The 20,084-nt window shown below is 69.5% G+C and carries 21 protein-coding genes; 6 read left to right on the top strand and 15 right to left on the bottom strand.

Translation table 11 applies throughout. The features are described 5' to 3' along the window. Nucleotides 1–48 precede the first annotated feature (48 nt). Nucleotides 49–1,308 carry an MFS transporter gene (locus ACIOHC_RS26660; protein ID WP_351078861.1) on the bottom strand — a complete coding sequence of 420 codons (1,260 nt, stop codon included), beginning with the start codon at nt 1,306–1,308 and terminating at the stop codon, nt 49–51. Nucleotides 1,309–1,416: 108 nt separating this feature from the next. Here ACIOHC_RS26660 and ACIOHC_RS26655 point away from each other — a divergent pair, with 108 nt between their 5' ends. Beyond that, entirely contained in the window at nt 1,417–2,304 is an 888-nt protein-coding gene (locus ACIOHC_RS26655; RefSeq protein ID WP_401844238.1) for a winged helix-turn-helix transcriptional regulator, read from the top strand. Between the two features lie 52 nt (nt 2,305–2,356). Here ACIOHC_RS26655 and ACIOHC_RS26650 read toward each other — a convergent pair whose 3' ends face one another. Together ACIOHC_RS26650 and ACIOHC_RS26645 are read right to left on the bottom strand one after the other, a co-directional pair. Continuing rightward, nucleotides 2,357–2,893 (bottom strand): TetR family transcriptional regulator, encoded by a 537-nt coding sequence (locus ACIOHC_RS26650; RefSeq protein ID WP_351078855.1) that lies wholly within the window; start codon nt 2,891–2,893, stop codon nt 2,357–2,359. After that, nucleotides 2,893–3,213 (bottom strand): multidrug efflux SMR transporter, encoded by a 321-nt coding sequence (locus ACIOHC_RS26645; protein WP_351078852.1) that lies wholly within the window; start codon nt 3,211–3,213, stop codon nt 2,893–2,895. The genes ACIOHC_RS26650 and ACIOHC_RS26645 overlap by 1 nt, the downstream gene beginning before the upstream one ends. 191 nt (nt 3,214–3,404) lie before the next feature. Here ACIOHC_RS26645 and ACIOHC_RS26640 point away from each other — a divergent pair, with 191 nt between their 5' ends. Continuing rightward, nucleotides 3,405–4,433, top strand: a complete 1,029-nt coding sequence (locus ACIOHC_RS26640) for a hypothetical protein (protein WP_351078849.1) — start codon at nt 3,405–3,407, stop codon at nt 4,431–4,433. Nucleotides 4,434–4,501: 68 nt separating this feature from the next. On the opposite strand, the gene ACIOHC_RS26635 is transcribed toward ACIOHC_RS26640, so the two are convergent. The 10 genes from ACIOHC_RS26635 to ACIOHC_RS26590 form a co-directional block, all read right to left on the bottom strand. Beyond that, nucleotides 4,502–4,867 carry a VOC family protein gene (locus tag ACIOHC_RS26635; RefSeq protein WP_351078846.1) on the bottom strand — a complete coding sequence of 122 codons (366 nt, stop codon included), beginning with the start codon at nt 4,865–4,867 and terminating at the stop codon, nt 4,502–4,504. A 64-nt stretch (nt 4,868–4,931) separates the two neighbouring features. After that, a complete protein-coding gene (locus ACIOHC_RS26630) occupies nt 4,932–6,326 on the bottom strand; it encodes a hypothetical protein (protein WP_351078843.1) in 1,395 nt (464 codons plus the stop codon). Between the two features lie 140 nt (nt 6,327–6,466). Next, nucleotides 6,467–6,820 carry a metal-sulfur cluster assembly factor gene (locus ACIOHC_RS26625; protein WP_376209992.1) on the bottom strand — a complete coding sequence of 118 codons (354 nt, stop codon included), beginning with the start codon at nt 6,818–6,820 and terminating at the stop codon, nt 6,467–6,469. Next, on the bottom strand, nt 6,817–7,272 hold the full coding sequence (gene sufU / locus ACIOHC_RS26620; RefSeq protein WP_344516247.1) for a Fe-S cluster assembly sulfur transfer protein SufU: 456 nt from the start codon (nt 7,270–7,272) through the stop codon (nt 6,817–6,819). The genes ACIOHC_RS26625 and sufU overlap by 4 nt, the downstream gene beginning before the upstream one ends. A 42-nt stretch (nt 7,273–7,314) precedes the next feature. After that, complete coding sequence (locus ACIOHC_RS26615) at nt 7,315–8,571, bottom strand: cysteine desulfurase (protein ID WP_351078840.1); 1,257 nt, start codon at nt 8,569–8,571, stop codon at nt 7,315–7,317. After that, nucleotides 8,568–9,332: a Fe-S cluster assembly ATPase SufC gene (sufC, locus tag ACIOHC_RS26610; protein ID WP_351078837.1), complete on the bottom strand. Its 765-nt coding sequence runs from the start codon at nt 9,330–9,332 to the stop codon at nt 8,568–8,570. Before sufC ends, ACIOHC_RS26615 begins: the two co-directional genes overlap by 4 nt. 7 nt (nt 9,333–9,339) lie before the next feature. Next, entirely contained in the window at nt 9,340–9,657 is a 318-nt protein-coding gene (locus ACIOHC_RS26605) for a bifunctional 3-phenylpropionate/cinnamic acid dioxygenase ferredoxin subunit (protein ID WP_351078834.1), read from the bottom strand. After that, entirely contained in the window at nt 9,657–10,838 is a 1,182-nt protein-coding gene (sufD, locus tag ACIOHC_RS26600) for a Fe-S cluster assembly protein SufD (RefSeq protein ID WP_351078831.1), read from the bottom strand. Before sufD ends, ACIOHC_RS26605 begins: the two co-directional genes overlap by 1 nt. Before the next feature lie 69 nt (nt 10,839–10,907). Continuing rightward, complete coding sequence (sufB, locus tag ACIOHC_RS26595; protein WP_351078828.1) at nt 10,908–12,329, bottom strand: Fe-S cluster assembly protein SufB; 1,422 nt, start codon at nt 12,327–12,329, stop codon at nt 10,908–10,910. Next, a complete protein-coding gene (locus ACIOHC_RS26590) occupies nt 12,326–13,066 on the bottom strand; it encodes a metalloregulator ArsR/SmtB family transcription factor (protein WP_351078826.1) in 741 nt (246 codons plus the stop codon). Before ACIOHC_RS26590 ends, sufB begins: the two co-directional genes overlap by 4 nt. 136 nt (nt 13,067–13,202) lie before the next feature. Here ACIOHC_RS26590 and ACIOHC_RS26585 point away from each other — a divergent pair, with 136 nt between their 5' ends. The 3 genes from ACIOHC_RS26585 (at nt 13,203) to ACIOHC_RS26575 (ending at nt 16,006) form a co-directional block, all read left to right on the top strand. After that, entirely contained in the window at nt 13,203–14,129 is a 927-nt protein-coding gene (locus ACIOHC_RS26585; RefSeq protein WP_351078823.1) for an ABC transporter ATP-binding protein, read from the top strand. Next, on the top strand, nt 14,126–14,893 hold the full coding sequence (locus ACIOHC_RS26580; protein ID WP_365692007.1) for an ABC transporter permease: 768 nt from the start codon (nt 14,126–14,128) through the stop codon (nt 14,891–14,893). Before ACIOHC_RS26585 ends, ACIOHC_RS26580 begins: the two co-directional genes overlap by 4 nt. 99 nt (nt 14,894–14,992) lie before the next feature. Beyond that, nucleotides 14,993–16,006 (top strand): COX15/CtaA family protein, encoded by a 1,014-nt coding sequence (locus ACIOHC_RS26575; protein ID WP_365692010.1) that lies wholly within the window; start codon nt 14,993–14,995, stop codon nt 16,004–16,006. A gap of 94 nt (nt 16,007–16,100) precedes the next feature. Here ACIOHC_RS26575 and ACIOHC_RS26570 read toward each other — a convergent pair whose 3' ends face one another. Together ACIOHC_RS26570 and ACIOHC_RS26565 are read right to left on the bottom strand one after the other, a co-directional pair. Beyond that, on the bottom strand, nt 16,101–16,457 hold the full coding sequence (locus ACIOHC_RS26570; protein ID WP_351085039.1) for a hypothetical protein: 357 nt from the start codon (nt 16,455–16,457) through the stop codon (nt 16,101–16,103). Nucleotides 16,458–16,555: 98 nt separating this feature from the next. Next, nucleotides 16,556–17,509: a heme o synthase gene (locus ACIOHC_RS26565; protein WP_351085041.1), complete on the bottom strand. Its 954-nt coding sequence runs from the start codon at nt 17,507–17,509 to the stop codon at nt 16,556–16,558. Nucleotides 17,510–17,987: 478 nt separating this feature from the next. On the opposite strand from ACIOHC_RS26565, the gene tkt reads away from it, so the two are divergent. Beyond that, nucleotides 17,988–20,075: a transketolase gene (gene tkt, locus ACIOHC_RS26560; protein WP_351085043.1), complete on the top strand. Its 2,088-nt coding sequence runs from the start codon at nt 17,988–17,990 to the stop codon at nt 20,073–20,075. Nucleotides 20,076–20,084 lie beyond the last annotated feature (9 nt).

Genomic DNA, 20,084 nt, shown 5'->3' with positions numbered 1-20,084 from the left:
AGCCAACCGGTCTCGCCGGGTGGTCGCCCCGCACCCATGACCACCCGGTCAGCCGGACCGTGCCTGCCGTCCGGGCGCCGGTGCGGAGGCCTCCTCGCGCACCGGCGGACGCACCGCCACCGGCACCGGTTCCGCCGCCCGCAGCCGCCGGGCCGCCAGCACCGCCGCCCCCGCGCCGCCGGCCAGCACGGCGCAGGCCGGCCAGAGCAGGCCGGGCGCGGCGGCGTAGAGAGCGCCGCCGAGCGGTGGCGCCAGCACCTGACCGCTGATGGAGGCGCCCGCGTACAGGCTCTGGAAGCGGCCCTGCGCATGATCGGGAGCCTGGTCGGCGACGTACGCCGTCGCGGTGGTCTTGTACAGGATCTCGCCCGCGGTCAAGGCCGCCATCATGGTGACGGCGAACAGCGCTCCGGCCCCCGGGACGAGCACCGCGTATCCCAGCCCCACGAGCAACAGCCCGGTGCCCACGATGCCCAGCGGCTCCCGTCGGCGCAGCGCGTGCGCCGCGGGAAGTTCCAGCAGGAGGATGAGGCCGCCGTTGATCGCGAGCAGCCAGCCGTAGAACTGGGCGCCGTGGCCGTGCTCGGACAGGAAGACGGGCAGGGTCGAGTACTGCTGGCGGTAGACGAGGTCGACGCAGAGGATCGCGGCGAGCAGGACCAGCACCGCGGGCCTGGCCCGCAGCTCCCGCAGGAGCCCGGGTGCACCGGGCTCGCGGGCCGGCCGGCCGTGCGCGGTGCCGTGCGCCGGCAGCACCATGGCCGCGTACCCCGCGAAGAGCAGCGTCCCGAGACCGTCGGCGACGAACAGCCAGTCGTACGAGAAGCGGGCGGCGATCAGCGCGCCGAGCGGCGGGCCGACGGCGAAGGCCGCGTTGCCCCCGGCCCGCACGAGGGCGAAGCTCTGACGCCGCCCGCCCTCGGGGACACAGACCGCGACGAGTGCGGCGTTGGCGGCGCGCACGACTCCCGCCGCGTACTGCGCGAGCGGCAGCACCCCGTACATGGCCGCGACGGGCAGGACCGGCAGGGTGGCGAGCGCCGCCCCGCCGACCAGCGCACCGGTCAGGAGCATCCGGCGGTGACCGTAGTGATCGCCGAACCAGCCGCCGGTGAAGTTCCCCGCGACCAGGCCGATGCCGCCGACGCCCGCGATCACGCCGGCCTGGGGGACGGTCAGCCCGCGCGGGCCGGTCAGATAGACGAAGAGATAGACGAAGGTGAAGCTGACGACCCCGTTGAGGAAGGAGCCGAGAGCCAGCAGCCGTACCGTGCGTGGTACGTCCCGCACCATCCCGAAGAACCCCATCCGCAACACCCTCCCCAAGTGAGTCTCTCTTGGGAACGGACTATGGCATCATGCTTTCCTGCAGGTCAATCCGGTGAGATACGGCCGCGGGAGCACGAAGGAGGACCCATGCCCCAGCGCACCAGCCTGGCCGACGCCGACTGCGCCATCGCCCAGGCACTCGATGTCGTCGGCGACTGGTGGACCCTGCTGATCGTGCGGGACACGGCGCGCGGGGTGCACCGCTTCGACGCACTGCAACAAGAGCTGGGCGTCTCCCGCAAAGTGCTGACCGAGCGGCTGCGGCTGCTGGTCGACGCGGGAGTGCTGTCCCGGGAGCCGTACCAGGACCGGCCGCCCCGGTACGAGTACCGGCTCACCCGGCGCGGACACGCGCTGCTGCCCGTACTGATCGCGCTCCAGGACTGGGGCGACACCTGGGTGACGGGGGAAGGGGAAATGATGGCAACGGCCGCGGCGGCGTCGAAGGAGGCGGCCCGGGTGCACGCCCTGGTGGGCACCCGCCTGCCCGAGCTGCGCCTGCTGGACCACGAGGGCACGTCGCGTGACCCGGTCGCCGACACCCCGTACACCGTCCTGTACTGCTTCCCCGGCGCCTACGCCCGCCGGGACGCCTACCCGCCGGGCTGGGCCGAGATCCCCGGCGCGAGCGGCTGCACCCTCGAATCCTGCACGTACCGCGACCAGTTGGCCGAGTTCACGGCGGCAGGAGCGAGCGTGCGCGGGGTCTCGACCCAACGGCCGGACGAACAGCGGGCGTTCGCGGAGGCGGAACGGCTGCGCTTCCTGCTGCTGTCCGACGCGGAGCTGGACCTGGCGGCGGCCCTGCGGCTGCCGACCTTCCGCGCGGTGGGAACGAGCAGATTGAAGCGGCTGACGCTGGTGGTCGACCGGGACCGGACGATCCGCGAGGCGCTGTACCCGGTCACGGACATCGAGGCGAGCGTGCGGGCGGCCCTGGCCGCGGTCCGGAACGCGGGCCCGTCCGCCGAGTGAGGGGCACGTGCGGCCGGGTGCCGGGCCGGCCCGGCACCCGGGACCGGAACGGTCAGCCGACGATCCGGCTCATCATCTCGCGGGTGTACGCCTCGTCGTAGTCGCCGCCGGTGAGCAGCACCTGCAGGCAGATACCGTCCATGAGCGCGATCAGCGCCCGCGCCGTGACCGGATCGGTGCGCCGGGACAGCAACTCGGCCGTGCCGTCGGTCCACTCGGCGGCGACGGGCCGCAGCGCGGGCCTGCGCAGCGCGGCGAGGTACAGCTCGTACTCCAGCTCGGCCCGCCCGCGCCCGCCGGAGAAGTACTCCCCCAGCAGCCGGGCCAGCTCCTCGGCGAGGTCGGCCGCCGGGTCGGCCAGGGCCTCGCTCTCCCGCATGACCTCGGCGAAATTCTCGTTCGACCGGCGCAGCGCGGCGATCAACAACTCGTCCAGCGAGGCGAAGTGATAGGTCGTCGAACCGAGCGGCACGTCCGCCTCGGCCGCGACGGAGCGGTGGCTGAGCCCCGCGATGCCCTTGGCGCCGACGACCCGGATCGCGGCGTCCATGATGCGTCCGCGCCGCTCGGGATCGTAACGACGTGTCATCAGTGGGCCCCTCCCAGATTCAGCACCACCACTCCGGCGATGACCAGCGCTATGCCCGCCAGCTTGACCAGGTTGCCGGACTCCCCCATGAAGAGGATGCCGATGGCGGCGACGGCGGCGGTGCCGATCCCGGCCCAGATGGCATAGGCGGTGCCCATGGACAGCGTCTTCAGCGTCTGGGCGAGCAGGGTGAAGGCTATGAGATAGCCCGCGACGGTGATCAGCGAGGGCCAGAGTCGGGTGAAGCCCTCGCTGTACTTCATGGCCGTCGTGCCGGCCACCTCCGCCGCGATCGCCGCGGCAAGCAGTCCATATCCCATGTGTACGAGTGTACGCATCGCCGCTCGCACCACGGTACGACGAATTCACGCCACGCGGGACGCTACGGTGTCCCGACCGGCACACAGGACGACGACACAACGGAGCTGCAGTGACGCAGGACGCAGGGTGGGGCGGCGGTGCGCCGTACGGAGGAGCACCGTACGGAGGTCCACCGGGATGGGGTGGCTGGATGCCACCGCCGAAGCCCGGAGTGATACCGCTGGCACCCCTGAGGCTCGGGGACATACTCGGCGGCGCCTTCAGCACGATAGGCCGCTACTGGAAGCAGCTCTTCGGCGTCGGCGTGGCCGTGTACGGCGTGGCGCTGGTCGTCGTGGGGGCGGCGACGTCGATCGCGTACTCCGCGACCAGTGACCATCTGCACCGGATCATCTCGCTCAGCGCCGATCAGGACCCGTCGTCGGACGACCTCGCGCCGGTACTGATCGCCTTCGGCGCCATCTGGCTGGTCGCCATGGTCGCCCTCATGCTCTGTACGGCCCTGATGTACGCGGCCGTTCCCGCGATCCTGCAGGAGGCGGTACTGGGCAGGCCCACCACCTTCTCCGTCGTCTGGCGACGGGCCTGGGCGCGCGTGCCGGCGGTGATCGGCACGGTGATCCTGTCCAGCCTGATCGCGATGATCCCGGTGGTGCTCATGATGGTCGGCTTCTGCGCCCTCGTGATCAGTGCGATCACCCTGGCCCACGAGTCCGGTGCCGCGGTGTGGACCGCCCTCGGCCTCCTCGGCGCCCTGGCCACCGCTCCCCTGGCGGCCTGGCTCTGGGTGAAGTTCAGCCTGGCCGCCCCGGCCGCGGTCTTCGAGCGGCAAAGTCCGGTGGCGGCCCTGCGCCGTTCGTCGCAGCTGGTGCGCGGCGACTGGTGGCGGGTCTTCGGGATCAGTCTGCTGGCCTTCGTGATGGCGGCCGTGGCGAACTACGTCATCCAGATCCCGTTCTCGTTCCTCGGCATGTTCTCCGGCGCCATCGGCGGCTCGACCCTGGACGAGGACCCGAACCCCGCGTCGATCGCCTTCGCCATGAGCGGCTACCTGGTGATCTTCGTAATGGGGCAGCTCATCGGTCAGCTCCTCTCGGCGACGTTTCCGCAGCTGGTGACCGGACTTCTCTACGTCGACCGGCGCATGCGCGCGGAGAACCTTGGCCCGGTCCTCGCCGAGGCGGCGGCCGTACCGACGACCCCGTACGGCACCCATTGAGCGCTGTCCCGTGATCCATGGATCACGGGACAGCCCTTGGGCTCTCCTATCGGATCGGGCCGGGCTCCTCAGTCGATGAGCGAGTTCTTCGGACTCAGCACACAGAACTCGTTCCCCTCGGGGTCCTCCAGCACCACCCAACTCACCTCCGCCTGCTGCCCGATGTCCGCCCGCCGCGCCCCGAGCCCGATGATGCGCTCGACCTCGGCGGCCTGGTCATCGGGGGCGAGGTCGATGTGGAGCCGGTTCTTGCGCGCCTTGCGCTCCGGCACGGAGACGAAGCAGATCCCGGGAAGCGCCGACTTGTCGGCGCCGATGACGATTTCGTCGTCGGCCTCGAAGAGCACCTTCCAGTCGAGCACCTGGCACCAGAAGCGGGCTAGCGACGGAAGGTCGTGAGTGTCGACGACGACGCTGTGGAAAGAAACGGTCATGCCCGCCAGTCTGCTCGGCAGGCATGAGCGTTGACCATCCCGAATCGCGAAGGTGCCCGATCCGTCAGCTGCCGACGGTGAACCAGGTGGCCCGGGACTTCTTCCACTCGGCGTGGTCGAGGTCCTTCGCCTCCGTGCCGTCCCCGTACAGATCGGCCGATCCGGCATCCGTGATCAGCTGCGCACGGGCGCCCGGAACCGTCAGGTCCGGAACGTCGACGACGGCCTCCCAGCCACCCGGGTCGGCGGTCGGCAGATCGGCCCGCTCGACCGGCGCGTGAGCGGCGACCCCGTCCCAGCTGTAGAGGGCGTACGGGTCGGAATTGTCGTCGGCCGCCCAGGAACCGGCCACGATCAGATACTGGTCGGCCGCGTTCCTGCGGATGTCCCGGATGCTGAGTCCGCCGAGGTCCAGCTCGATCGGCGTACCGATGACCGCCTTCGCCCCGCTGCCGGCCACCTTGTCGAAGTTGGTGACGGGCAGGACGAGCGCCTCGCCCCCCGCTTTCGGCGGTACGAGCGGCGCCCGGAAACCGAGGTACGCGGTGGTCGTCGAGCCGGGGGCGAACTCCAGCCCCTCGACGTTGAATCCGTCGATCTGCTTGGGCGCTTCACCGTCCGCCGTCCCCGCGGCGAAGCCGTACCGGTTGCCGTTCGCCTTGTCCCAGGCGACGAGGTCGTCACGGAGCTTCTTGTACGAGCCGCCCACCGTCAGCCGGGTGGCGGCCCCCGAGCCGGTCACCGTCGTGGTGAAGACGGTGTTGCGGTCGGCCTTGTACACACCGTCCTTGTTGTTGCCCAGCGATCCGGTCCAGTAGATGGTGTTCCCGACCCGGGCTCCGGCCTCGATGTCGATCTCCTTCGACACCCCGAGATCCGAACCGACGTCCCAGCTCCGCACGGGCGCACCGGACACCGAACGGTCGTACAGGCGCAGCGTGTTGGACTCGTCGTCGGCGACGACCACATAGCCGCCGCCCGCGTCGACGGCGGCCGAGGCGTCCGACGAGCCGGTGAGGTAGCGCGTGTCGGCGGCGTTCTGCACCGCGGCGGACGCGGCGTAGTGCAGCGTTCTGGTGGCGGTCCTGCCGCCGAGTCCGGTGACCTTGATCGTGAGGTCCGTGTAGCCACGCCCGTGCGCGGCGACCGCGAGCTGCCGGGTGGCGCCGGTCCCGGTCACGGTCACGTCGCCGGTTCCGGCGACGGACGGCTTGGAGCTGGCGGACGCCGCCACCCCTAGCGCCGCGGCATCGGCGCCGCTCTGCGCGACGGTGACGGTCACCACCGGGTCACCGGTCGCGCCGACGGCACCGGAGAGATAGGAGACCGAGAGCCCGATCGTCGGCGTGCCGTAACCCGCGGCGTGCGCGGGGGCGTCGACGCCCAGGGCGGCCAGTACGAGAACTCCGCTCGCGGCGATGGCCGCCCGGCGGTTGTGGAGCGAAAGCTGATGCGACACAGCGAGCCTCTCGTCGGCGTGGGTTCGCGTTCAGACTCCCGTTCCCTCGCCAACGGCGGACACACATCACGCGTACGGCGGACGAACAACGACGAACGGCCCCCGGCGGTTGCCGGGGGCCGTTCGCGGACGCGGATGGCTCAGACGTTGAAGCCGAGCGCGCGCAGCTGCTCGCGCCCGTCGTCCGTGATCTTGTCCGGGCCCCACGGCGGCATCCAGACCCAGTTGATCCGCAGCTCGTTGACGATGCCGTCGGTCGCGGACTTCGCCTGGTCCTCGATGACGTCGGTCAGCGGGCACGCCGCGGACGTCAGGGTCATGTCGAGGGTGGCGATGTTGGCGTCATCGATGTGGATGCCGTAGATCAGGCCCAGGTTGACGACGTCGATGCCCAGCTCGGGGTCGACGACGTCGTACAGGGCTTCGCGGACCTCTTCCTCGGAGGCCGGCTTGGTCGTCAGGCCCTCGTTGGATGTCACCGTGTTCTCGCTCATGCCGTCTTCCCTTCGGACAGCGCTTTCGCCGTCGCGTCCTTCCACGCCATCCAGCTCAGTAGCGCGCATTTGACCCGGGCCGGGTACTTCGAGACACCGGCGAACGCGACCGCGTCCTCCAGTACCTCCTCCATCGCGTCGTCCGGCTCCAGCTGGCCCTTCGACTGCATCAGCTCCAGGAAGGTCTCCTGGATCTTCTGCGCCTGGCCCAGCTCCTTGCCGACCAACAGATCGTTCAGCACGGAGGCGCTGGCCTGGCTGATGGAGCAGCCCTGACCCTCGTACGACACATCGGTGATGGTCTCGCCGTCGTACTTCACCCGGAGAGTGATCTCGTCGCCGCACGTCGGGTTGACGTGGTGCACCTCGGCGTCGCCGTCCCGCAGGCCGCGCCCGTGGGGGTGCTTGTAGTGGTCCAGGATCACTTCCTGGTACATGGAATCAAGCTTCACCAGTCAACCCTCAGCCGCTCTGCCTAGTAACCGCTCTGCCTATTACCCGAAAAAGTTCCGTACGTGCTCCAGACCGTCCACCAGGGCGTCGACCTCGGCGGGCGTGGAGTACAGATAGAACGACGCTCGCGTCGTCGCAGGAATTCCGTACCTCAGGCAGACCGGCCGCGCACAGTGGTGTCCGACCCTGACCGCGATGCCCTGTTCGTCGAGTACCTGACCCACGTCGTGGGGGTGGATGTCACCGAGCGTGAAGGAGATCGTGGCGCCGCGGTCCTCGGCCGTCGCAGGACCGATGATCCTGAGGTCCGGCACCTCCAGCAGCCGCTTCACCGCGTACTCGGTGATCGCGTGCTCGTGCCGGTAGATGTTCTCCATGCCGATCGCCGAGAGGTAGTCCACGGCCGCGCCGAGGCCGACGGCCTGGGCGATCGGGGGCGTACCGGCCTCGAACTTGTGCGGCGCGGGGGCGTAGGTCGACGAGTGCATCGACACGGTCTCGATCATCTCGCCACCGCCGAGGAACGGCGGCAGGTCCTCCAGGAGCTCCTGCCGTCCCCAGAGCACACCGATGCCGGTCGGGCCGACCATCTTGTGGCCGGTGAAGGCCACGAAGTCGGCCTGCAGCGCCTGCACGTCCAGCACCATGTGCGGGGCGGCCTGCGAGGCGTCGATGCAGACCAGCGCGCCGACCTGCTGGGCACGGCGGATGATCTTCTCGACCGGGTTGATCGTGCCCATGATGTTGGAGACCAGGGTGAAGGAGACGATCTTCGTCTTCTCCGTGATGATCTCGTCGATGTTGGACAGGTCGAGCCGGCCGTCGTCGGTGATGCCGAACCACTTCAGCTTCGCGCCGGTGCGCTGCGAGAGCAGCTGCCACGGCACGATGTTGGAGTGGTGCTCCATCTCCGTGGTGACGATCTCGGTGTCGTGGTCGACCCGGTAGGGCTCGTCGGCCCAGCCGAGCATGTTGGCCACGAGGTTCAGCGACTCGGAGGCGTTCTTGGTGAAGATCACCTCGTTGCGACTGGGCGCGTTGATGAACGCGGCGACCTTGTCACGGGCGCCTTCGTACAGCGCCGTGGCCTCCTCCGCGATCGTGTACACGCCGCGGTGCACATTGGCGTTGTGCCGCTCGTAGTACTCGTTGAGGGCGTCGAGCACCTGGCGCGGCTTCTGCGAGGTCGCCGCACTGTCCAGGTAGACGACCTTCTTTCCGTCGTGGACCGTACGATCCAGCAGGGGGAAGTCCTTGCGGATCGCCTCGGTGTCGAGGAGGCCCGGCAGCTGTGTCACGCGGAAGCGCCACCCTTCACATATGCCTCGTAGCCCTCGTTCTCCAGCTTGTCGGCGAGCTCGGCGCCGCCGGACTCGGCAATACGGCCGTTGGCGAAGACGTGCACGAAGTCGGGCTTGATGTAGCGGAGGATCCGCGTGTAGTGCGTGATCAGCAGGGTGCCGACCTCGCCGGTCTCGCGGACCCGGTTGACGCCCTCGGAAACGATGCGCAGGGCGTCGACGTCCAGGCCGGAGTCGGTCTCGTCGAGGATCGCGACCTTCGGCTTGAGGAGCTCCAGCTGAAGGATCTCGTGGCGCTTCTTCTCACCGCCGGAGAAGCCTTCGTTCACGTTGCGCTCGGCGAACGCCGGGTCCATCTGGAGCCGGCCCATCGTCTCCTTGACCTCCTTCACCCAGGTACGCAGCTTGGGCGCCTCGCCGCGGACGGCGGTGGCGGAGGTGCGAAGGAAGTTGGAGACCGAGACACCGGGGATCTCGACCGGGTACTGCATCGCGAGGAACAGACCGGCGCGGGCCCGCTCGTCGACGGTCATCTCCAGGACGTCCTCGCCGTCCAGGGTCACCGAACCGCTGGTGATCGTGTACTTGGGGTGACCCGCGAGGGAGTACGCGAGGGTGGACTTGCCGGACCCGTTGGGGCCCATGATGGCGTGGGTCTCGCCCTGCTTCACGATCAGGTCGACGCCCTTGAGGATCTCCTTCGTGGCGTTGTCGGCCTCGACGGAGACGTGCAGGTCGCGGATTTCAAGCGTTGCCATGGGTGACTCAGGACTCCTGGGTGACGGAGACGAGCACATCGTCCCCTTCGATCTTGACGGGGTATACGGGGACGGGGCGCGTCGCGGGAAGACCGGACGGCTTGCCGGTGCGGAGGTCGAAGCTGGAGCCGTGCAACCAGCACTCGATCATGCAGTCCTCGACCTCTCCCTCGGACAGTGAGACGTTCGCGTGCGAGCAGATGTCGTTGATCGCGAACACCTCGCCCTCGGTGCGGACGACGGACACCGCAATGCCGTCGAGCTCCACCCGCTTCGGGGTGTCGTCCTCCAGCTCGCTCAGCGCACAGGCTTTGACGAAGGCCATCAGACGGACGCCTTCAGCTCGGCCTCGATCTTGTCGAGCAGCCGTGCCTCGACGTCCGGCAGCCCGATCTGCTGGACCAGTTCGGCGAAGAAGCCGCGCACGACGAGCCTACGGGCCTCCTCGGCCGGGATGCCGCGGGACATCAGGTAGAAGAGCTGCTCGTCGTCGAAGCGGCCGGTCGCGGAGGCGTGGCCGGCGCCGACGATCTCGCCGGTCTCGATCTCCAGGTTCGGCACCGAGTCGACCCGCGCGCCGTCGGTGAGGACGAGGTTGCGGTTCATCTCATAGGTGTCGGTGCCCTCGGCCCTGGCCTGGATGAGGACGTCACCGATCCACACCGCGTGCGCGTCGTCGCCCTGGAGCGCGCCCTTGTAGGCGGCGTTGGACTTGCAGTGCGGGGTGTTGTGGTCGACCAGGAGACGGTGCTCCTGGTGCTGGCCCCTGTCGGTGAAGTACAGGCCGAAGAGCTCGGCCTCGCCGCCGGTGCCCGCGTAGCTGACGCGCGGGTGGAGACGGACGAGGTCACCGCCGAAGGTGACGACGATCGACTTGAACGAGGCGTCCCGGCCGACCAGCGCGTTGTGCTGGCCGACGTGGACCGCGTTCTCGTCCCAGTCCTGCACGGAGACGACGGTGAGCTTCGCGCCGTCGCCGAGGACGTAGTCCACGTTGGCGGCGAGCACCGCGTCACCGGTGTGGTCGATGACGACGACGGCCTCGGCGAAGGCTCCCAGCTCGACGACCTGGTGGCCGTAGGCCACACCGCCCTCGCCGTGCACCGCGATGCGGATCGGCTCGGTGAGCACGGCCTCCTTGGCGACCGTGACGACGGACGCCTGCTCGAAGGACGTGTACGCCTGGGCGGCGACGCGGTCCACCGGGGTGCCGGCCTTCCCGAGCCGGGAGTCGTCGCGGCCGACGGTCTCGACCGTGACGCCCTCGGGGGCCTCGATCGCGACCTTCACGGCGCCGCCGGTGGCGACGGCGGTGCCGTCGTGCAGTCCGCGCAGCCGCTCCAGCGGCGTGAACCGCCACTCCTCCTCACGACCGTGCGGGACGGGGAAGTCCGCGACGTCGAAGGACGGGGGCGCGCTCATGCGTGTGGCGACGGTCGACTCGGCGGCCACCGCGATGGAGCCGGTGGTGGTGGACCCCGCCGGAATGTTCTGAGCCTCAGCCATGGCTGTCGTAGTGCTCGCTTTCTCTGTCAAAAGTCGGGGGATTCGGTCGTCGGGCCGTGCTGGGCCCTGTCAGCCGACCGAGCCCTCCATCTGCAGCTCGATCAGCCGGTTGAGTTCGAGGGCGTACTCCATCGGCAGCTCCTTCGCGATCGGCTCGACGAAGCCGCGCACGATCATCGCCATCGCCTCGAACTCCGTCAGACCGCGGCTCATCAGGTAGAAGAGCTGGTCCTCGGAGACCTTGGAGACGGTGGCCTCGTGCCCCATCGACACGTCGTCCTCGCGGACGTCCACGTACGGGTAGGTGTCGGAGCGCGAGATCGTGTCGACCAGCAGGGCGTCGCACAGGACGTTGGACTTCGCGCCCGGCGCGCCTTCGCCGATCTCGATCAGACCGCGGTAGGAGGTGCGGCCGCCGCCTCGCGCCACCGACTTGGAGACGATGTTGGAGGAGGTGTTCGGCGCCATGTGGACCATCTTGGCGCCGGCGTCCTGGTGCTGGCCCTCGCCCGCGAAGGCGATGGACAGGGTCTCGCCCTTGGCGTGCTCACCCATCAGGTAGACGGCCGGGTACTTCATGGTGACCTTGGAGCCGATGTTGCCGTCGACCCACTCCATGGTCGCGCCCTCGTAGGCCACGGCGCGCTTGGTGACCAGGTTGTAGACGTTGTTCGACCAGTTCTGGATCGTCGTGTAGCGGCAGCGGCCGCCCTTCTTCACGATGATCTCGACGACCGCGGAGTGCAGCGAGTCGGAGGAGTAGATCGGGGCGGTGCAGCCCTCGACGTAGTGGACGTACGCGTCCTCGTCGACGATGATCAGCGTCCGCTCGAACTGGCCCATGTTCTCCGTGTTGATACGGAAGTAGGCCTGCAGCGGGATGTCGACGTGGACACCCTTGGGCACGTAGATGAACGAGCCGCCGGACCACACGGCCGAGTTCAGCGAGGCGAACTTGTTGTCGCCGACCGGGATGACGGTGCCGAAGTACTCCTTGAAGAGCTCCGGGTGCTCCTTCAGCGCGGTGTCGGTGTCCAGGAAGATGACGCCCTGCTCCTCCAGGTCCTCCCGGATCTGGTGGTAGACGACCTCGGACTCGTACTGCGCGGCGACACCGGCGACCAGGCGCTGCTTCTCCGCCTCCGGGATGCCGAGCTTGTCGTAGGTGTTCTTGATGTCCTCGGGCAGGTCCTCCCAGGACTCCGCCTGCTTCTCCGTGGACCGCACGAAGTACTTGATGTTGTCGAAGTCGATGCCCGACAGGTCGGAGCCCCAGCTCGGCATGGGCTTCTTGTCGAAGAGCCTGAGGCCCTTGAGGCGCAGCTTCAGCATCCACTCGGGCTCGTTCTTCTTCGCCGAGATGTCGCGTACGACATCCTCGGAGAGCCCGCGCTTGGCTGCGGCGCCTGCCGCGTCGGAGTCGGCCCAGCCGAATTCGTACGTACCCAGACCCTCGAGCTCAGGGTGGGCAGTCTCCGTAGGGAGCGTCATGCGGGGTTCCTCCCGGCCGTGCTTGCAGATGCTGAATTGATGGTCTGTGGTGCTGAGTGGCCGCTGCGCGGAATGTACGTCGTGCACACACCGTCGCCGTGGGCGATGGTGGCCAGACGCTGCACATGCGTCCCGAGGAGGCTGGAGAAGAACTCCGTCTCCGCCTCGCACAGCTGCGGGTACTGCTCGGCGACATGAGCGACCGGGCAGTGGTGCTGGCACAGCTGTTCGCCCTGCTGCGGGCCGGGCGCGCTACGCGCCGTAGCAGCGTACCCGTCGGCGGACAAGGCCTTGGCCAGCGCCTCCGTGCGCGCCTCGGGGTCGGCGGCCTCGACCGCCGAGCGGTAGGCCTCGGACTGGGCCGCGATCCTGGCCCGCGCGAAAGCGACGACCGCTTCGTCGCCCGAGGTCTCGGCGATCCACCGCAGGGCGTCCGCCGCGAGCTTGTCGTAGGACTGGTCGAAGGCGTCGCGCCCGCAGTCCGTCAGGGCGAACACCTTGGCCGGCCGGCCCCGGGTCCGCGCGCCGTACACCCGCTGTTCACGGGCCTCGACGACACCGTCGGAGACAAGGGCGTCGAGATGGCGGCGGACAGCGGCCTGGGTGAGGCCCAGGCGCTTCGCCAGCTCGGCCACCGTGGACGGGCCGTGGTCCAGGATGGAGCGCGCGACCCGGTTGCGCGTCGAGCGCTCGCCGGTCGCGAGTTCCTCCTGCGGAGCCTCGCCAACGTTTTTCACAACGCCATTGTTGCGTAATTCGCCGGGCCCTGACAACCACGGTCCGAAACGATCTACGGTGCGGTTCATCACTTAGGGTTACCTAATTCGGCCCCGCGACCCGGCCCCCTTCCGCTCCTGCCTACACTTACCGGCCATGAAGAGCGAGTCCGTCGTACAGGTCAGGAACCTGGTGAAGCGGTACGGCCCCAAGACCGCTGTGGACGGCCTCGACCTGTGTGTACGCACCGGCACCGTCACCGCCGTCCTCGGCCCCAACGGCGCCGGGAAGACCACCACCGTCGAAACCTGCGAGGGGTTCCGCCGTCCGGACGGCGGAACGGTGAAGGTCCTCGGTCTCGACCCGGTCGCCGACGCCGCGGAGCTCCGCCCCCGGATCGGCGTGATGCTCCAGTCGGGCGGTGTCTACTCCGGCGCACGCGCCGACGAGATGCTCCGGCACATGGCGAAGCTCCACGCCCACCCGCTGGATGTCGACACGCTGATCGAGCGCCTCGGCCTCGGCAGCTGCGGCCGGACGACCTACCGCAGGCTCTCCGGCGGCCAGCAGCAGCGGCTCGCCCTGGCCATGGCCGTCGTCGGCCGCCCCGAGCTGGTCTTCCTGGACGAGCCGACCGCCGGCCTCGATCCGCAGGCCCGCCGCTCCACCTGGGACCTCGTGCGCGAGCTCCGCGCCGACGGTGTGTCGATCGTCCTGACCACCCACTTCATGGACGAGGCCGAGGAGCTCGCCGACGACGTCGCCGTCATCGACGCGGGCAAGGTCATCGCCCAGGGCAGCCCCGAGACGCTCTGTCGCGGCGGCGCCGAGAACACTCTGCGCTTCACCGGTCGTCCCCGTCTCGACCTGGGTTCCCTCCTGAAGGCGCTGCCCGACGGCTCGGAGGCGGCGGAGCTCACCCCGGGCACGTACCGCATCACGGGCGACGTCGACCCGCAGCTGCTGGCCACCGTCACCTCCTGGTGCGCGCAGCACGGAGTGATGCCGTCCGGCATCTCCGTGGAGCGGCACACCCTGGAGGACGTCTTCCTGGAACTGACCGGCAAGGAGCTGCGCGCATGAGCGCCGGTACGTACACCCCGCGGCCGGGCGCCGCCCCGCTCTCCCGCATGATCGCCACGCAGACCGCGCTGGAGACGCGGATGCTGCTGCGCAACGGGGAGCAGCTGCTGCTGACCGTGATCATCCCGACGCTGCTGCTGGTGCTGTTCAGCGCGGTCGACATCGTGGACACGGGCGAGGGCAGGTCGGTCGACTTCCTGACGCCCGGCGTCCTCGCGCTCGCCGTGATGTCCACGGCCTTCACCGGCCAGGCCATCGCCACCGGTTTCGAGCGGCGGTACGGGGTGCTCAAGCGGCTGGCCGCCTCGCCGCTGCCCCGCTGGGCGCTGATGACCGCCAAGACGCTGGCGGTGCTCGTCACCGAGGTGTTGCAGGTGGTGCTGCTCACGGTGATCGCGTTCGCGCTGGGCTGGTCGCCCCACGGCAACCCCTTCGCCGTCCTGCTGCTGCTCGTGCTCGGCACCGCGGCCTTCTCCGGGCTCGGTCTGCTGATGGCCGGGACGCTGAAGGCGGAGGCGACGCTCGCCGCGGCCAACCTGGTCTTTCTGCTGCTGCTGGTCGGCGGCGGGGTCATCGTGCCCCTCGACAAGTTCCCGGACGCCGCGCAGTCGGCACTGGGCCTGCTGCCGATCGCAGCCCTGTCGGACGGGCTGCGCGACGTGCTCCGGCACGGCGCGTCGATGCCGTGGGGCGACCTCGGCATCCTCGCGGTGTGGGCGGTGCTCGGGCTGGGCGCGGCGGCCAGGTTCTTCCGCTGGGAGTGAGCCGGCGCTCCGGCCGGGAGTGAGCCCGCGGGCGCGCTCCGTCGCCGGTTCGGGGTAACTCGTCCCCCTCGTGAAAGCTTGCACAAGCCGCCGCCTACGATGGTGCGCGTGCCCAAGCTGACCCGAGCCGAAGTCGCTCAAGCCGCGCGGAACCCGCTCCTCTACATCGCCGAGCGATGGACTCCGTCCCCCCGCACGGTGCGCCGTGCAGCCATGTCGGCCGTCGTCATGGCCGTGCTCATCGTCGTGACCGGCGGTGCGGTGCGGCTGACCGGCTCCGGCCTCGGCTGCCCGACCTGGCCCAAGTGCACCGACGAGAGCCTGACGGCGACGAGCGCGATGGGCTTCCACGGCGCCATCGAGTTCGGCAACCGGATGCTGACGTACGTCCTGTGCGCGGCGGTCGGGTGGGCGATCATCGCCGCCCGGTCCGCGAAGCCCTGGCGCCGCAGCCTCACCCGGCTCGGCTGGACGCAGTTCTGGGTCGTCATGGGCAACGCGGTGCTCGGCGGCATCGTGGTGCTGGTCGGCCTCAACCCGTACACCGTCGCGGCACACTTCCTGCTGTCCACGGCGCTGCTCACCGTCGCGATGGTGACCTGGCAGCGGGTCCGCGAGGGGGACTTCGCGCCGCGTCCGCTGGTGGGCAAGGCGGTGTCGCAGCTGGCCTGGCTGCTCGCGGTCGTGGCGGGGCTGCTGGTCGCGGTCGGCACGGTCGTCACCGGCGCCGGACGGCACGCGGGTGACTCCAGCGACGTCCACCGCATCCCGATCGACTGGAAGATGATCACGCAGCTGCACGCCGATCTGGCCTGGGCCGTGGTGGCGCTCACCGTGGCCCTCTGGTTCGTGCTGAAGGCCGTGGACGCGCCCATCGGCCCGCTCCACCGCGCCCGTGATCTCTTCCTGGTGCTGATGGGTCAGGGCGTCATCGGTTACGTCCAGTACTTCACCGACACCCCCGAGGTCCTCGTCGGCCTGCACATGTTCGGCTCGTGCCTGGTGTGGATCGCGGTCGTGCGGGTGCTGCTGTCACTGCGTGAGCGCCCGGTGGCCGTCGCCCCGGTACCCGGCGCCGCCGAGCAGCCGGAGCCCGCCGCGGCGGCGGGCTGAGCTCCGGGCGCCCGGAACCCCTCCCCATACGTCGATCGCCGGACGGACCTGTACGCGGGTCCGTCCGGCGATCGACGTATGGGGGTCCGTTCGCTCAGGCCTTGTCGGAGGGGCCGCCCACCTGGATGCCCGCCATTCGCGTCCACTCGTACGGGCCGGTACGCACCTTCGCGGCGAACTCGCCGTCGAAGGACTCGTGCATCGTGATCCCGGCCTTGCGCGTGGCGCTCTCGGCGACCGCGTACGACGGGGCCACCAGATCGCCCCAGCCGCCGTCCTCGCCCACGAGAACGATGCGGGTGCCCATCTGCCCGATGTAGGCGAGCTGTCCCTCCGCACCGCCGTGTGCCTTGGAGAAGGCGCCGATCTGCTTGGCGAGCTTCGCCGCCCTGCGCTCCGCGCGGGCCGCCTGCTTGCCGCTCTCCACCTGGGTCTCTGCCGTCTCTGCCATGCTCAAGATGCTACCGACGGGTAGATCGACGCGCGACGGGCGGGACACGTGGCATGGGCCACGCGCCCCGCCCGTCGGCGGGAATCGATGAAGCGGGACTACCTCAGGAAGGGGTCGACCGCCACCGCGACGAAGAGCAGCGAGACATAGGTGATCGACCAGTGGAACAGCCGCATCTCCTTGAGCTTGGCCCCGGACACCCCGGCCTTCGCCCGGCTTTGCAGACCGTGCGCCTCCCAGAGCCAGAACCCGCCGGTCAGCAGCGCCACCGCCGTGTAGAACCAGCCGGTGTAGCCGAGCGGGGTGAGCAGCAGCGAGACCGCCACCATCACCCAGCTGTAGATGACGATCTGGCGGGCCACCACCCGGTTGGAGGCAATGACCGGGAGCATCGGGACGCCGACCCGGGCGTAGTCGTCCTTCACCTTCATCGACAGCGGCCAGTAGTGCGGCGGCGTCCAGAAGAAGATGACGGCAAAGAGGATGACCGCGGCCCAGGACATCGAGTCGGTCACGGCGGACCAGCCGATGAGCACCGGCATGCAGCCCGCGATGCCGCCCCAGACGATGTTCTGCGAGGTGCGGCGCTTCAGCAGCATCGTGTAGCCGACGACGTAGAAGAGCAGCGCACCGAGCGAAAGCGCCGCCGACAGCCAGTTGACCAACAGTCCGAACCAGACCGTCGAGATCACGGCGAGGGCGATACCGAAGGCCAGGCACTCACGCGGGCTCACCATGCCGGTGACCAGCGGGCGCTGCGAGGTACGGTCCATCAACGCGTCGATGTCGCGGTCGATGTACATGTTCAGCGCGTTGGCGCCGCCCGCGGAGAGATATCCCCCGATGGTGGTGGTGAGAACGAGCCACAGATCGGGTACACCCTGAGCGGCCAGGAACATCACCGGAACAGTGGTGATCAGCAACAGCTCGATGATCCGAGGCTTGGTCAGCGCCACGAATGCCTTGACACGGGCCCCGAACGGGCGGTGGCCCCCCGGGCTGGGAGTCAAGGCGACCCCTGCGGGTCGGGACTCGACGGCCGTCACGCACACCCCTGACAGAGAAATCCCAGCAAGCTCCGGGCGTGAGGGCCCGGTAAAGACTTGCGCGAACCAGACCACTGTAGACGTTGGCGGACAGGCCACCCTTCGCGGGGGTGGGGTCGTGTTGAAGTGGCGCGGGAGCACGGCGTCCGGCTCGTCGGAGTGCCGCGGGAGCAGGCGTGTCCGCGCTCGCCGGTGTGCCGCAGCAGCGGGGAGACGGAACGCGGAGAACGCCGACATGGGGACGAGCCCGTCGATGCGCATCAGTAGGAGGATGCGCTCATCGGAGGGCGCATCGGTAACGGGGCGCGCTCATCGGAGGGCCCAGAAGTGAGCCGTTGCGCTCATACGGGAGGCGAACTCCGCGGGCCGCCTGCACCCTGGAAAGCAGCCGGAAAATGCGTGTTCCGACGGGGGTAGGCTCGACAACGCCCGGTGCGGTCACAGTCACCGGTTTTCAAACAGTGGAGAGGAGCCCTGACTCAGGGTGAGCACCAAGCCGACCACCACAGATCTCCAGTGGACCGAATTGGACCAGCGGGCCGTGGACACTGTCCGCGTCCTTGCCGCCGACGCCGTACAGAAGGTCGGAAACGGCCACCCGGGCACGGCGATGAGCCTGGCTCCCGCCGCGTACACCCTCTTCCAGAAGGTGATGCGGCACGACCCCGCCGACGCGGAGTGGACCGGTCGCGACCGGTTCGTGCTCTCCGCGGGTCACAGCAGCCTGACCCTCTACATCCAGCTCTACCTGGCCGGCTACGGCCTGGAGCTCGATGACCTCAAGGCCTTCCGCACCTGGGGCTCGAAGACCCCCGGTCACCCGGAGTACGGCCACACCACCGGCGTCGAGACGACCACGGGCCCGCTGGGCCAGGGTGTCGCCAACGCCGTCGGCATGGCGATGGCCGCCCGTTACGAGCGCGGCCTGTTCGACCCGGAGGCGGCCCCCGGCACCTCCCCGTTCGACCACATGGTCTGGGTCGTCGCCGGTGACGGCTGCCTCCAGGAGGGCATCTCCGCGGAGGCGTCCTCGCTGGCCGGCCACCAGAAGCTCGGCAACCTGGTCGTGCTGTGGGACGACAACCACATCTCCATCGAGGGCGACACGGAGACCGCGGTCTCCGAGGACACCCTGAAGCGTTACGAGGCGTACGGCTGGCACGTCCAGCGCGTCGACCAGCTGCCCAGCGGCGACCTGGACCCGGCGGGTCTGTACGAGGCGCTGCAGGCCGCCAAGGCCGAGACCGAGCGCCCCTCGTTCATCGCGGCCCGCTCGATCATCGCCTGGCCCGCCCCCAACGCCCAGAACACCGAGGCCTCGCACGGCTCGGCGCTCGGTGACGAAGAGGTCGCCGCGACGAAGAAGGTCCTCGGCTTCGACCCGGAGAAGTCCTTCGAGGTCTCCGACGAGGTCATCTCCCACACCCGTGAGGCGCTGGACCGCGGCCGTGAGGCCAAGGCCGAGTGGGAGAAGTCCCTCGCCGCCTGGCGCACCGCCAACCCGGAGCGCGCCGCCGAGTTCGACCGGATCTCCGCGGGCGAGCTGCCCACGGGCTGGGAGGACAGGCTTCCGGTCTTCGAGCCGGGCAAGAGCGTCGCCACCCGTGCCGCCTCCGGCAAGGTGCTCCAGTCGCTCGGCGAGGTCATCCCCGAGCTGTGGGGCGGCTCCGCCGACCTCGCGGGCTCGAACAACACGACGATCGACAAGACGTCGTCGTTCCTCCCGGCGGGCAACCCGCTGCCGGGCGCCGACCCGTACGGCCGCACGATCCACTTCGGTATCCGCGAGCACGCCATGGCCGCGGCCATGAACGGTATCGCGCTGCACGGCCACACCCGCATCTACGGCGGCACGTTCCTGGTGTTCTCCGACTACATGCGCAACGCCGTTCGACTGTCCGCGCTGATGCACCTGCCGGTGACGTACGTGTGGACGCACGACTCGATCGGCCTCGGTGAGGACGGCCCGACCCACCAGCCGGTGGAGCACCTGGCCTCGCTGCGCGCCATCCCGGGCCTGAACATCGTCCGCCCGGCCGACGCCAACGAGACCTCCATCGCCTGGCGCGAGATCCTGCGCCGCTACACCAAGGTGTTCGGCAAGGGGGCCCCGCACGGTCTGGCGCTGACCCGCCAGGGCGTGCCGACGTACGAGGCGAACGAGGACGCGGCCAAGGGCGGCTACGTGCTCTTCGAGGCCGAAGGCGGCGACGCCCAGGTCCTCCTCATCGGTACGGGATCCGAGGTGCACCTCGCCGTCGAGGCGCGCGAGGAGCTGCAGGCGGCCGGCATCCCGACCCGGGTGGTGTCGATGCCGTCGGTCGAGTGGTTCGAGGAGCAGGACCAGGCCTACAAGGAAAGCGTTCTGCCGCCGTCCGTGAAGGCCCGGGTCGCGGTCGAGGCCGGTATCGGTCTGACCTGGCACCGTTACGTGGGAGACGCAGGCCGGATCGTCTCGCTGGAGCACTTCGGTGCCTCGGCCGACGCCAAGGTCCTCTTCCGTGAGTTCGGCTTCACCGGCGAGCACGTCGCCGCCGCAGCGCGGGAATCTCTCGCCGCCGCCACGCGCTGACGCCCTTAT

The sequence above is a fragment of the Streptomyces sp. NPDC088252 genome, from assembly GCF_044740965.1.
GTDB lineage: Bacteria > Actinomycetota > Actinomycetes > Streptomycetales > Streptomycetaceae > Streptomyces.
This window is presented reverse-complemented; position numbering and strand designations above follow the sequence as displayed.

Bases quoted from the DNA above. Each gene is read 5' to 3' on its own strand.
- ACIOHC_RS26660 (WP_351078861.1), bottom strand. From the start codon at position 1,308: ATGGGGTTCTTCGGGATGGTGCGGGACGTACCACGCACGGTACGGCTG.
- ACIOHC_RS26655 (WP_401844238.1), top strand. From the start codon at position 1,417: ATGCCCCAGCGCACCAGCCTGGCCGACGCCGACTGCGCCATCGCCCAG.
- ACIOHC_RS26650 (WP_351078855.1), bottom strand. From the start codon at position 2,893: ATGACACGTCGTTACGATCCCGAGCGGCGCGGACGCATCATGGACGCC.
- ACIOHC_RS26645 (WP_351078852.1), bottom strand. From the start codon at position 3,213: ATGGGATATGGACTGCTTGCCGCGGCGATCGCGGCGGAGGTGGCCGGC.
- ACIOHC_RS26640 (WP_351078849.1), top strand. From the start codon at position 3,405: ATGCCACCGCCGAAGCCCGGAGTGATACCGCTGGCACCCCTGAGGCTC.
- ACIOHC_RS26635 (WP_351078846.1), bottom strand. From the start codon at position 4,867: ATGACCGTTTCTTTCCACAGCGTCGTCGTCGACACTCACGACCTTCCG.
- ACIOHC_RS26625 (WP_376209992.1), bottom strand. From the start codon at position 6,820: ATGAGCGAGAACACGGTGACATCCAACGAGGGCCTGACGACCAAGCCG.
- sufC (WP_351078837.1), bottom strand. From the start codon at position 9,332: ATGGCAACGCTTGAAATCCGCGACCTGCACGTCTCCGTCGAGGCCGAC.
- ACIOHC_RS26605 (WP_351078834.1), bottom strand. From the start codon at position 9,657: ATGGCCTTCGTCAAAGCCTGTGCGCTGAGCGAGCTGGAGGACGACACC.
- sufD (WP_351078831.1), bottom strand. From the start codon at position 10,838: ATGGCTGAGGCTCAGAACATTCCGGCGGGGTCCACCACCACCGGCTCC.
- sufB (WP_351078828.1), bottom strand. From the start codon at position 12,329: ATGACGCTCCCTACGGAGACTGCCCACCCTGAGCTCGAGGGTCTGGGT.
- ACIOHC_RS26585 (WP_351078823.1), top strand. From the start codon at position 13,203: ATGAAGAGCGAGTCCGTCGTACAGGTCAGGAACCTGGTGAAGCGGTAC.
- ACIOHC_RS26580 (WP_365692007.1), top strand. From the start codon at position 14,126: ATGAGCGCCGGTACGTACACCCCGCGGCCGGGCGCCGCCCCGCTCTCC.
- ACIOHC_RS26575 (WP_365692010.1), top strand. From the start codon at position 14,993: ATGGTGCGCGTGCCCAAGCTGACCCGAGCCGAAGTCGCTCAAGCCGCG.
- ACIOHC_RS26570 (WP_351085039.1), bottom strand. From the start codon at position 16,457: ATGGCAGAGACGGCAGAGACCCAGGTGGAGAGCGGCAAGCAGGCGGCC.